The sequence below is a fragment of the Neobacillus pocheonensis genome, from assembly GCF_050477905.1.
GTDB classification, from domain to species: domain Bacteria; phylum Bacillota; class Bacilli; order Bacillales; family Cytobacillaceae; genus Neobacillus; species Neobacillus pocheonensis_A.
Window position 1 is genome coordinate 1 of sequence record NZ_JBCNAD010000049.1, and the last position, 12,805, is coordinate 12,805.

At 39.7% G+C, this 12,805-nt stretch carries 11 protein-coding genes; 4 read left to right on the top strand and 7 right to left on the bottom strand.

Features of this window, described 5'->3' with window-relative positions; genetic code table 11:
• Positions 1-338: 338 nt before the first annotated feature.
• A complete protein-coding gene (locus tag ABES02_RS24865; protein WP_430140458.1) occupies positions 339-2,402 on the top strand; it encodes a peptidoglycan D,D-transpeptidase FtsI family protein in 2,064 nt (687 codons plus the stop codon).
• 19 nt (positions 2,403-2,421) lie between these two features.
• Here the strand turns inward: ABES02_RS24865 and ABES02_RS24870 are convergent, their stop codons facing one another.
• From ABES02_RS24870 to ABES02_RS24880, 3 genes are read right to left on the bottom strand one after another with little or no spacing between them, the layout of a single operon-like run.
• A complete protein-coding gene (locus tag ABES02_RS24870) occupies positions 2,422-2,877 on the bottom strand; it encodes a (2Fe-2S)-binding protein (RefSeq protein WP_430140459.1) in 456 nt (151 codons plus the stop codon).
• 29 nt (positions 2,878-2,906) lie between these two features.
• Positions 2,907-3,746 carry an FAD binding domain-containing protein gene (locus ABES02_RS24875; protein WP_430140460.1) on the bottom strand — a complete coding sequence of 280 codons (840 nt, stop codon included), beginning with the start codon at positions 3,744-3,746 and terminating at the stop codon, positions 2,907-2,909.
• Positions 3,746-6,064, bottom strand: coding sequence for a xanthine dehydrogenase family protein molybdopterin-binding subunit (locus tag ABES02_RS24880; RefSeq protein WP_430140461.1), 2,319 nt, complete (start codon positions 6,062-6,064; stop codon positions 3,746-3,748). The genes ABES02_RS24875 and ABES02_RS24880 overlap by 1 nt, the downstream gene beginning before the upstream one ends.
• 136 nt (positions 6,065-6,200) lie before the next feature.
• Between ABES02_RS24880 and ABES02_RS24885 the strand changes: the two genes are divergently transcribed.
• Positions 6,201-7,742 (top strand): multicopper oxidase family protein, encoded by a 1,542-nt coding sequence (locus ABES02_RS24885; protein WP_430140462.1) that lies wholly within the window; start codon positions 6,201-6,203, stop codon positions 7,740-7,742.
• 143 nt (positions 7,743-7,885) lie between these two features.
• On the opposite strand, the gene ABES02_RS24890 is transcribed toward ABES02_RS24885, so the two are convergent.
• Positions 7,886-8,323, bottom strand: coding sequence for an N-acetyltransferase family protein (locus ABES02_RS24890; RefSeq protein ID WP_430140463.1), 438 nt, complete (start codon positions 8,321-8,323; stop codon positions 7,886-7,888).
• A 357-nt stretch (positions 8,324-8,680) separates the two neighbouring features.
• Complete coding sequence (locus ABES02_RS24895) at positions 8,681-9,295, bottom strand: LysE/ArgO family amino acid transporter (protein ID WP_430140464.1); 615 nt, start codon at positions 9,293-9,295, stop codon at positions 8,681-8,683.
• A 91-nt stretch (positions 9,296-9,386) separates the two neighbouring features.
• Between ABES02_RS24895 and ABES02_RS24900 the strand changes: the two genes are divergently transcribed.
• Positions 9,387-9,746: a hypothetical protein gene (locus tag ABES02_RS24900; RefSeq protein WP_430140465.1), complete on the top strand. Its 360-nt coding sequence runs from the start codon at positions 9,387-9,389 to the stop codon at positions 9,744-9,746.
• Here ABES02_RS24900 and ABES02_RS24905 read toward each other — a convergent pair.
• A complete protein-coding gene (locus ABES02_RS24905) occupies positions 9,743-10,372 on the bottom strand; it encodes a TVP38/TMEM64 family protein (protein WP_430140466.1) in 630 nt (209 codons plus the stop codon). The genes ABES02_RS24900 and ABES02_RS24905 overlap by 4 nt on opposite strands.
• A 97-nt stretch (positions 10,373-10,469) precedes the next feature.
• Positions 10,470-11,234, bottom strand: coding sequence for a LysM peptidoglycan-binding domain-containing protein (locus tag ABES02_RS24910; RefSeq protein ID WP_430140467.1), 765 nt, complete (start codon positions 11,232-11,234; stop codon positions 10,470-10,472).
• Positions 11,235-11,608: 374 nt separating this feature from the next.
• On the opposite strand from ABES02_RS24910, the gene ABES02_RS24915 reads away from it, so the two are divergent.
• On the top strand, positions 11,609-12,790 hold the full coding sequence (locus ABES02_RS24915; protein WP_430140468.1) for a TIGR04053 family radical SAM/SPASM domain-containing protein: 1,182 nt from the start codon (positions 11,609-11,611) through the stop codon (positions 12,788-12,790).
• Positions 12,791-12,805 lie beyond the last annotated feature (15 nt).

Consider the following 12,805-nt stretch of genomic DNA (forward strand, 5'->3'; position numbering starts at 1 on the left):
CCCGTACTCCCGCAGGAGTCGAGCGCCCTCCGCTCCAATCAACAGAGTATAAAAATAACAATTTCGTTTAACAGAGCCTTTAAATTAAATTGATTGGTTGGTTAGTAATCTTACTAATCCTACTCATTATAATTTAAAAATTCAATTAAGGGGAAATATTAGAAAATCTTTTAGTTGACAAAAAAATTAGTTTTAAAAAAATCTGTCTACTTCTGTATATTTATCGACCAGTAATTTACGAAATAGGTAATACTTTACATAATTTTACTAGGAAACGTAAAATAATAATAATAATAATAAAGAATAATGTTTACTGGTTGTAAAAGGATGTGAAAATGGTGGAAAACCCAAAAAAGAAAAAATCTCACTTTCCCGTTCGATTGAATATACTGTTTTTTAGTGTCTTTTTCTTATTTTCTATCCTAATATTGCGACTTGGCTTTGTTCAAATTGTTTATGGGGAAAATTTTAAAAGAGATTTAGAAAGAAAAGAAGATATAACAGTTAGTAATCCGGTTCCAAGGGGTAAAATGTATGACCGTGATTTTAAAGTCATTGTTGATAACATTCCGAAAAACGCGATCACCTTTACAAATGAAGGGTTTAGCCAAAAAGAAATGCTTGAAACAGCAGAAAAATTAGCCAAACTGATTGATAAAAAAACAGATAAAGTGACGGTTCATGATCAACGGGATTATTGGTTTTTGAAACATCCAGATCTAGTTGAAGCCAAAATTACCAAAGAAGAAAAACTGTTATATGATGCCAAAAAGCTCTCCGATAGGGATTTATATAAGTTAAAGCTAGAGCGTATTTCTCCTGAAGAATTAAAGGAAACCAATCAAGCCCTTGAAGTGATAGCCCTTTATCGAGAATTTATAAACGGATATAAATACACACCGCAAATTATCAAAAATGAAAACGTAACTGAGCAGGAAATTGCAGCCGTGAGTGAGAATCTCCAATCACTCCCTGGAGTCGACACAACGACAGATTGGGACCGGGCTTACTCGTTTGAAAATACTTTGAAATCAGTCCTTGGAAAGGTAACAAAGTCTGATGAAGGTCTGCCTGCCGACAGATTGGATTATTATTTATCAAGAGGTTACAGTCGGAATGACCGAGTTGGTAAAAGTCAATTGGAACTGCAGTATGAGGATATTTTGCATGGCTACAAATCAAAAGTCAAAAATATTACAGATAAATCGGGAAATGTCATTGAAACCCAGCCAATTACGGAAGGTAAAAAGGGAAATGATCTTGTCCTTACTATCGATATGGATTTACAAATGGCCGTGGATAAAATTATTGAAGAAGAGCTTTGGGCTGCAAAGCAATGGCCCGGAACCAGTTTGACCGACCGGGCGTATGTTGTGTTAATGGACCCTCGAAACGGGGAAGTTTTAGCGATGTCAGGAAAAAAAATTGAAAGAAGTAAAGAAACGGGTAAAGTGGAAATGATTGATGATGCCCTCGGCACATTCACGACAACCTATAACGTAGGTTCTGCTGTGAAGGGAGCTACTGTACTGACGGGTTATAAAACCGGGGCCATTTCTCCTGGAACTGTTTTTGATGATGCCGGGCTGAAAATTCAAGGTACACCCCTGAAAAAATCATACGCATACCTTGGCAAACTAAATGAAATAAATGCATTAAAAAAGTCTTCCAACGTTTATATGTTCCGTACTGCTATCAGAATTGGTAAGGGACATTATGAATATGACAAACCATTAAATATTGACAACTCGACTTTTGATACAATTAGAAAATCGTTTGCCGCCTTCGGGCTCGGAACGAGAACGGGGATTGATTTACCGAATGAACAAACCGGTGTAAAGGGGCAAAGCAATCTTCCCGGCTATTTACTTGACCTTGTTATTGGTCAATATGATACGTATTCAGCGATACAATTAGCCCAGTATGTTTCGACGATTGCCAATGGCGGCTATCGGATGCAGCCCCATGTAGTCAAGCAGATTCGTGAACCTGTGGATGGGTCAAATGAACCCGGTCCTGTTGTAAAAGATATTAATCCCACAGTCTTAAATACGATTGATGCGAAAAAGATATGGATGAACCGGGTACAAACAGGCTTTAGAAAAGTCATGCAGGAGCCTGGAGGTACCGCATATAAATTTTTCAGCGATGTGACTTATTCTCCTGCAGGCAAAACTGGAACGGCAGAAGCTTTTTATGATGGACCGCTACGCAGCCATTTTGGAAAAGAGCCACCGCCAGTTATGAATCTCAGCCTAGTCAGCTATGCCCCGAGCTCAAATCCCGAAGTGGCTATGGCTGTATTAGTTCCGTGGGCATATGCTGGCAAGGAGGATAACAGAGCAAACTTGAAAATCGGCCGCCGGGTTTTGGATATGTATTTTCAAATGAAAAAGAAATAGGGTGCCGAGTGTTGGCACCCTATTTCCTATTTAACACTGATTTGACCGCCTTCTCAATTTCGGCATAACCGGTGCAACGGCAAATATTAGATTCAAGCCACTCCTTGATCGTCTCATCATCTGCATCTGGATGCTGCTCGATTAGGGAATGGCAGTTCATAATAAATCCAGGTGTACAGTATCCGCATTGAAAAGCAAAATTTTCAACAAATGCTTGTTGAATAGGAGTATTTTGCAAGCCTTCGATGGTTGTTACCTTTTTCCCAATCGCTTCCACAGCCAGCATTAAACATGATTTCATCGGCCAACCATCAATGTTGACCGTACATGCTCCACAATCGCCATTCAAACATCCGGGCTTGGAGCCTGTCAGTCCTAACTTCCCGCGCAAGGCATATAAAAGCGTGTCAGCTGACCTGACTGTAACGACCCGATTTTCTCCATTTATATTCAGCGTAATGGTAGGAAATTTCAAGTCTCTCTCACCGTCCCTCTACGAAACTATCAAACTCTTACATTTCCGAGTGCCGCCATTACATCATAGAGCAAATTCTTTAAAACAAATAAACGATATTCTGCCGAACCTTCAACATCATCTAAAATTGGATTTGGTAAGACTTCAATTGCTCCCTCCACCCTAGCCTCAATCGAGAGGCCAGAATTATTTAAAATGGACTCAACCTCCATGCTGCGAAAAGGGAACGGGCATAATCCACTAATAGCCACACGTACCTTCTCAGCAGTTTTTAATGCTGTTATGGTAATAAGCGGATAACCAGTATCCCACTGCTGGCGTCGTTTGATGCTAATATACGGTGCGCTGATTAACCGGTGGTCAGTTGCTAATTGCACTAAAAATTCGCCTCGTTTCAGCCTTAACTGCTCACGAAAAATCTCATTTATGGGGATAACCTTCTTTCCCTCAGGCCCCACAATTAATACCTGACTGTCAGCAAGCAAAAATGGCAGAACAGCCTCCCTGTAAAAAATCTGAGCACAAATATTTCCGCCCAGCGTGATTTTTCCACGGGCTGTATGATCGGCGACTTCACTGGCCGTCTTTGTTAATAACGGAAAAAGATTTGCCTCCTCAATTTCTGTTAGCGTAAGCGTGCTTCCCAGCAGTAAATGATCCCCGCTTATCTGCATGACCTTGCTTTCAGCAATATCTTTAATGTCTATGACCGCCTCTGTATAGGCTAAATCGATTCTTCCAAGCGTAATTAATTCGGTTCCACCCGAAAAAAACATTGGCTGTTGGCCCTGCTGGTCTAAATACTGAAATAAATCAACGGCCTCTTTTAATGTTTCTGGCTTATAATAATCAAAGTCAAATGGAAGCATTACCGAGACTCCTCCTTTGACTTCCAAATTAACTGAGGAATCAAAGGCAAATGGTGAATGGATACCCCTGCTGCCACTGATAAAGCATTTCCGAGGGCTCCCGGCATTCCCATTAACCCTAACTCTCCCACCCCACGGGCTCCATACGGAGAATCTAGCTGTGGGGTTTCAACAAAACCAACTAAGTATTCAGGATTTTCACCGTACCTGAGCGGACGATAGGTTCGCAGCTGCGGATTTAAAACCCGGCCGAGGTCATCAAAATAAAAGGTTTCACGACAAGCAAAGGCTATACCCATACTCATCGCGCCCATGACCTGTCCTAACGCCGCTTTTTCATTTAAAACCTTCCCAATATCGACCACAGTACAGGCTTTTATTACACGGTACGTATAATCACGTTTGTCAAATTCAATTTCCACTCCATAGGCGGCAACCGACCATTCTGGGCCAGGCTTGCCGGCACCTGTTTCTGGATCTAAATGGGTTAAATGCCTTAAAATATACTTCCCTCTACCAATGATTTGACCACCTATGGCATTGCCATTTGGATAAGTGTAGCCATAACCGAGTTCTTTAAAATGGAGTCCAATTGACGGATCATCTCTTAAAAAAACTCTACTATTAGCAATTTCAAGATCTTCTTTTGAAGCCCTTAAAACACAAGAAGCTACTTCCTTCAACTGATTGATAACATCTTCCGCGGCATTCAAAACTGCTCTGCCTGCCATAAAAGTTCCTCTGCTGGCGACCGTTTTAAAATGCTCTGGCATCGTTTGTGTATCCACTTCCATCCGAACATGGATATTATCTACATCCATTTTCAATCGTTCGGCCAGTATTTGTGCGAGGACCGTTTTGGTTCCCGTTCCTATTTCAATGACCCCTGTCATCAGATTAAGACTGCCATCATGATTAAAAGTAATAATAGCTCCTGAGGGTGCATTCGTATCGATGGTTGAGGTCTTCCAGCTGCAGCTAACTCCTTTAACTTTAATAAACCTTTCGTCTATTTCTTTAATTGGCCCTTCGTCCCAATTGATTAATTCCCTTACCTTGACGATACATTTTTGTAAATTCCCAACGTTACTTTTATTTAATCTTACCCTGGTGGGTGTGGTATTCCCTGGTCTAATGGCATTAATATATCTTAATTCAAGTGGATCCATATTTAATTTTTGGGCAAGCAGATCCATTGTTCTTTCAATTACAAATGAGAGTTCTGCGTGGCTGAAGCCCCTAAATGGTGAGGCATAGGGATGATTTGTATACATACAATAGGAATCGCACCAAACATTTTCTATATTATATGGACCTGTACAATCCACCGCTCCTGACCTTGTGACATCAATGGCTTTATCCGAATAGGCACCGCCATCCCACAAATATTGGATTTCAGCTGCCTTGATTTTTCCATTCTCGTCGGCTCCTAATTTAACGGTTGCGTCCAAACCAATATGACATGGGGAGGTAATAATATCTTCTTCCCTAGTGTTAAAAATCTTTACAGGTTTTCCACCCACTTCCTTGGAAGCTAAATAAGCGAGTATCTCGAGCTGAACGGGTGCCTTCCCTCCATATGCTCCACCCACAAATGGAGTATGGACGATAATCTTTCCTAAATCCTCACCGAAATAGTCAGAGATTAATCTTTTAACCATAAACGGCGCTTGTGAAGAGGTCATGATGATAATATTACCGTCCGGCATGATTTCTGCAGTCGCAACCCTTGTTTCCATTGCAGCATGGTCGGAAGGGGCAAACGAAAAACTAGCTTCCACTACACTATCACTTTCTGACCAGCCTTTCTCCATATTTCCTTTGCGAATTTTAATATGGGTAGCAATGTTGGTATCAGGCACCGGATGGGAATCTTCTTCTTTCTTGTACTCACCCAAGCGCTCATGGACAAGCGGTGTATCCTTTTGAAAGGCCTGTGTAGGCGAATTGACAACAGGAAGTAATTCATATTGGACCCTTATTTGATCAGCAGCTGTTTTGGCTTGTACAGGTGTATCGGCGACAACTAAGGCAACCACTTCTCCGTGATATCTGACCTTGTCAACAGCAATCGGCGGCCGGTCACGAATGGCTTCACCTGTTAATGGATAATTTCTTCCTGCAAGAATGGCCCGGACTCCAGGAACTTTCCAGGCATCCGATGTATCGATATCGATAATTTTGGCATGCCCAAAAGGACTGATAACCGTTTTACCAGAAAGCATTTGAACGGATTGATAATCATGAGTATACTTAGCTCTTCCTGTCACTTTATCAAGTGCCTCTTTCCGAATGACACTTTTCCCAATAACCTCCAACTCCACCCCTCCCTCAATTGAGACATATAAATTCCTACCTTATTTATATTAAAGAATAAGCTATTCCTAGAATGGTTAATTTTTCTTTCGCGTCATTCATAGATATTAGTAATATCAACAAAAAGGGGCGGTTTATATGAAGTTAGCAAAATTTAAAGATCCTCTGCCAATTCCCCCTGTATTAAAGCCAAAGTGGAAATCCAACCACTATACGTATTATGAAGTTTCCATGTGGGAGGCAAAACAATCGTTGCACATTGATTTGCCTAAGACCACGATTTGGGGATATGAGGGTATGTACCCAGGACCGACCTTTGAGGTTGAAAAAGGTGAAAAAGTATATGTTAAGTGGGAAAATGAACTGCCCTCCGAGCACCTATTCCCAATTGATCACACTGTTCATGGAGCAGAAGTAGAAAAACCTGAGGTCCGAACTGTCGTACATCTTCATGGCGGAAGAACCGAACCAGCTAGTGATGGTTATCCTGATGCCTGGTTTACAAAAGGATTTAAACAAACTGGTCCCTATTTTCAAAAAAAAATATATGAATACGGAAATCAGCAACGCTCACGTGCTCTTTGGTACCATGACCATGCTATCGGTATAACAAGATTAAATATCTATGCCGGACTGGCAGGATTTTATCTGATTCGAGATGAGAAGGAACGTTCCATGAACCTGCCAAGTGGACGATACGAAATTCCGTTACTACTACAAGATCGGTCGTTCCTTGATGATGGCTCTTTATCATACCCAGAACAGCCAGAAGATAGCGTTTCCGGCATCCGTCCTTCCATTGTTTCTTCTTTTTTTGGCGATAAGATTCTTGTTAATGGAAAGGTGTGGCCTTATTTAGAAGTAGAGCCGCGGAAATATCGATTTCGGTTATTAAATGGGGCTAATGCCCGCTTTTTTGGATTAACCTTGGAATCAGGGCAAATGTTTTATCAAATAGGCACAGATAGTGGTTTTCTAGAGCAGCCTATCGGTGTACCTAGGTTGCTGCTGGCACCTGCAGAGAGAGTGGACGTCATCATTGACTTTACTAATCTTGAAGGGAAATCTATTCTATTAAAAAATGATGCACCAACACATTTTCCAATTGGTGATCCGGTTGATCCTGATACAACTGGGATGGTTATGCAATTTAGGGTAAAAAAACAACTTTCAACCATTGATACCACTATGATTCCATCCCATTTGACCCGGTTTAAAAGAATGTCAGAACAGGCAGAATGGGTAACTAGATTTTTAGAATTAAGTGAGGAAAAGGATCAATACGGAAGACCGTTTTTCCTTCTGGATAAAAAGAAATGGGATGATCCGATAACGGAAAATCCCATAGCTGGTACAATTGAAATCTGGAATTTTGTCAATACGAACGGGGATGACCATCCTATTCACATCCATCTCGTTCAGTTTCAAATTCTCGATCGCCGGCCTTTTGATGTGGAATATTATAAGAAGACAAAGCAATTAATATTTACTGGCGCACCAATTCTACCGGATGTAACAGAAAACGGATGGAAGGACACGGTAAGATGTCCCCCAGGGCACATTACTAGAATTGCCATGACGTTTTTTCCCTATATAGGACAATATGTATGGCATTGCCACATGCTCGAGCATGAGGATTATGAGATGATGAGACCGTATCGTATAATTCCACAGAGTTAGTCTATATTTAGAGGCATTTCGTTTAATTTTTTGGATCTGTTAATGTTAAATTTTGATTTTTGATTAAATGTTGGGAACCCATTTTATTGGTTCCCCCCTTCTCAATAAACCCGCCTATTAGCTGTTAAATAATGATAGTTGTTTTAAATGGGCATACTCATTGTAATGGTTCTATTTTTGAATCCCAATTTTTCATACAGTTTAATCGCTTGATTTCCTGCATATACACTTAAACGAACCTCTGAATATCCATCTTGTTTAAGATGTTCGATAGCAGTCTCCATCAATCGTTTTGAAATTCCATTTCCTCTAAATTCTTCTAACACAAACAATTCATAAATAAATCCATATATTTTTTCAGTAAATTGGTCTTTACTTGACCCTATAAGAATCCAACCCATTAGATTATCGCCTTCAGCTGCTAGTAAATAATAGCTTCCTTTCAGCAATAATGGTTCAATAAGTTGTTTGACTTTTTCATCTGACAGTTTTGCCTTGCCTAATGTACCATCGAAAAAGGCTTGTGGTGAAAGTGATAAAACCTTTTTATATTCCGAATCGTTTGGTTTTCTTATTTCCATAAATTGAGTTCTCCTCTCCACCTAATAGAAAACCTCGGGACTATTTTCCCATTAATTTTTTTACTACCTCTTTCGGACTCCAGCAATCAAATTTATAAGCAGGTTTTGTATCATAGCCTAACCGGCTACACAGGTACCGCATTCCGTCAGTTTTTTTCTCCGCTTTAAAATGTTTGCAAGTAGCACAACAATGAAAATCCTTCACTTTTGTCACCTTTCTTAAACTATTAAACTTTCCTTCATAGATTGTTCATATTTATCTATTAAGATATAAATAGGTTCACGAAGAACCTAAACCTCCGCCCCCCTTTATATAGATATTTGTTTGGTACCCGGCAGTTTTGCCGGGTAATTTTTTTATTCCGGCAAAATCGAAAAAATAAGAAAAATGGCTGTCCCCCACATAATCAACGCAGAGATTTTATTTAATATTATGATAAAACGTCCTGAGTGATCCAATTTTCCCGTTAACCTTCCTGCAACGGCGAGGCTAAAAAACCAAATCCACGAAACAAGAATACAAACGAGCATAAAGGCTAATTTAACGGCCCCCATATATGATAAAGAACTGGTTCCGATAACACCAATCGTGTCCATAATCGCATGTGGATTCAATAAAGAAATAGACGCTGCAAAGGCAATCTGTTTACGGGGTGTGAAGGTTGTGCCGGTTGTCCCTTCCGCTTTCGGTTTACTTTTCCAAGTTGAATAACCCATATACAAGAGAAAAAGGACACCAATGAGGAGAATAGTCACCTTTATCCACGCGACTCCTAAAACGACTGCCGATACCCCAAAAACGGCTAATGAAATCAAAACCGTATCACAAATGGAAGCTGTCAACACAACCGGTAGGACATATACCCATTTTGACTGCGTAGCCCCTTGATTAAAAATAAACACATTTTGGACTCCCAGCGGCAGGATGAGTCCGAATGCCAAGATAAATCCATGTACTGCTGCACTAATCATAAATAACTCCCCATATGTAAAAAGAATCTTAAGGCTAAAGTATACTTCTATCCATCTCTGTCAATAACAATACCAATCAATCCATTCAGAGGTGTTATACTTGAAGGGTATTTATTTTATAAATGACCGAATTTGTATAAATGGTCGATCCAAGGAAGAAAGCCAAAGGCTGCAGGAACAATCGATAAAAAAATATATCCATAACCAAAAAATAGAAATTGTAAGACTCAATCCTTATCAACTAAATGAATTTTATACCATTCCCCATGCTCTTTTGTACGATTTGAAAAAGGAAAAAAGAGGATTCGATTGCTTTATTCATTACTCCACTGATGTTATGGAAGATTTTATTTATAGCTATCCTGCAAAATGGCTAATTTTAAAAAGCTTTTTTAAAGAAATCATCCTTGTTGATAACCTAACAAATGTAAATGTACAAAAAATCATTTAATCGATTGATTTGCTTGCCGTTCTACGATAGACAATGACAAAATTGATAACGAAAATAATTAGAATATAAACGCCATATAGTCCGAAAGAAAATAGCTTGCTGCTAGTAAATAGACTTCCAGCAAACGACAATAAAAGAATATTCGGCAGTTTTCCAAGCGCCGAAGCGATAAAAAAGGTAAGCCATTTTACTTTACTTAATCCGCAAACAATATTCACCACCGGAGCTGGAATTATTGGGATTAACCGGCATACTAGTATTGCAACGAAGGAGTTACGGTTTAGAAATTCCTCATATTCCCGGACTTTCTGATGTTTAGATAATTTCTTTTGCGCAAGATCCCGGAAGCCATATCTACTTAAGAAAAAGAGGCACATCGTTCCGACCATTGCACCAGCTAGACAAATATACGCACCTTGGAACGTTCCGAAAACACCCCCTATCATCCCAGCTAAAATTGGAAAAGGGATTACAGGAAAAAAGACACAAATGGCTACAAGCAACATGCTAATAAAAATAGAAAAGGTCCCGCCCTCTTTTATTAAATGCAGCAATTCATCTTTTTGAAAAAAACCAATTGCGATTATCAAGATTAAAATACTCAAACTTACGATTCTCTTAATCATTAGCCCTCTCCTCTTTTATTCTATTCTTCCAGTATACTAAATTTTCAAAAAAAGAAGAAGAACCCGTTTCTTTTGCGAAAAGGGTCCTTCTTCTTTTTTAAAATGCCGTTCTTGCCCCTAAATACCTTGGCTTCCAATAGGTATTTGTCATGTCAGCGATAGCTACACCATGGGAACCAGCTTGAATAAATTTATTATCACCTAAATAGATGCCAACATGTGTTGGTCCTGGTGCATACGTTTCAAAAAATACTAAATCACCTGGGTTTGGTGTGCTGATTACCTTCAATCCTGACCACTGGGTTGCTGCTGTACGCGGAATTGTTATTCCAACTTTATTGAAGACATAGCTAGTAAACCCGCTGCAATCAAAACCAGCCGGGGTATTTCCGCCCCATAAATAAGGAGTTCCGATATATTTTTTAGCTTCATCTATCACCATTTGAGACTTTGAAACAGATGGTGCCGGTATTGGTGTTTGTGCATTAACCTTTAAAACTTGTCCCACATAAATCGTATCTGATGTTAGGTTATTAATCGATTTAAGCTGTGCCACGGAAAGATTGTAACGGGTTGCTATCCCCCATAGTGAATCTCCTTTTTGCACAGTATAAGTAGAATTGGTTGTTTCATGACTATGCGGAGCTAGTAATGATAGTTTTTGATTTAAATAGATATTATCGCTAGTAAGCTGATTCCATGCTTTTAAATCAGCAACAGATACCCCATTTGCCTGCGAAATTTTCCAAAGAGTATCCCCTGATTGGACTGTATAGATATTTTCGTGCGCATATGCGGACCCACCAAAAGATGTAAACAAGATGCCGGCAGCGGCTGCGACTGTCAGTAGATGTTTTTTCATGGATGGTTACTCTCCCTTAATTTGTTGGTATTTATATCATAAAGGAGACTTATGCCTGTTTAATATGGGAAAGATATGGTTTACATTACAATACATCCCTAGGTTGGAAGTTTATTCACATATTTCCACCATAGAAATTGCCCTTAAAACCTAGTCCATACAAGGGTTAGGGTAATTTTTTCGAAGTGTTTACAAGATGTTTTTGTAACAAAATTGTAATAAATATTCGATACAACCCTATGATTAGAATTGTCGTAATGAATGTAGAAATATTGTAACAAACCAACCATGCACTCGGTAACGGGAAAATTATAATAAACCTATAGAAACAATTTATATGTTTTTAAAAATAATAATGAATCTTGGTGATGATAATGCAAGGAATTAGTAAAGGACATCCTCATGCAGCTGGACACCCACACGGAATGGGCAAGACGATTGACTACGATCAAAACCCATTTATCGTAATATGGGAAGTAACCAGAGCATGTCAACTTAAGTGCGTACACTGCCGAGCCGATGCCCAACTCACTCCGGACCCACGGGAATTATCCCATGAAGAAGGAATCAATTTAATTGACCAAATTTACGAAATGGATAATCCAATGCTCGTGTTCACTGGCGGGGATTGCATGATGAGGGAGGACCTATTTGAACTCGCTGATTACGCCATCAAAAAAGGCATGCGTGTTTCGATGACACCGAGCGCAACGCCTAATGTAACAAAAGAAAAAATGAAGCAGGCCAAAGAGGTAGGTCTCTCACGCTGGGGCTTCAGCCTTGACGGTCCAACACCAGAAATTCACGACCATTTCCGCGGGACCCCTGGATCATTTGATTTAACGCTTGAAAAAATAAAATACTTAAATGAATTAGATATGCCGCTGCAAATTAATACGGTTATTTCAAGATACAACTATGACCACCTTGAAGAGATGGCAAAGCTTGTTGGGGAATTAAAAGCCGTTATGTGGTACATTTTCTTACTCGTTCCAACTGGTCGCGGCCAATTGGATGCTTGTATTAGTCCCGCGGAGCATGAAAAAGTTTTCCGCTGGTTGTATGAACTAAGCAAAACAGCACCATATGACATTAAAACAACAGCTGCCCAACATTATCGCCGTGTAGTCTTACAGCAAAAACAACGTTACCATTTAATTGAAAAAGGTGAAATTCATTACGAAGATTCAATTACAACCGATTTTGCTTCGATGCATGACGGCTTAAAGAGAGCACCAAAAGGCGTAAACGATGGAAACGGCTTTGCCTTCGTTACCCATATTGGTGAAGTGGTGCCAAGCGGCTTACTGCCAATTGTAGCTGGAAATGTTCGTGATACTCCGCTTGCTGAAATTTATCGGGAATCCAAGGTTTTTAAAGAATTGCGTCAACCTGATAACTATAAAGGCAAGTGTGGTGTCTGCGAATATAACAAAATTTGCGGAGGGTCCCGTTCAAGAACCTATGCTGTTACAGGAGATTACTTGGAAAGTGAGCCATTCTGCGTTTATATTCCACAAGCAATGCGCAATAAAGAAATATCATCAAATGTATAAAAAAATGAGGCATTC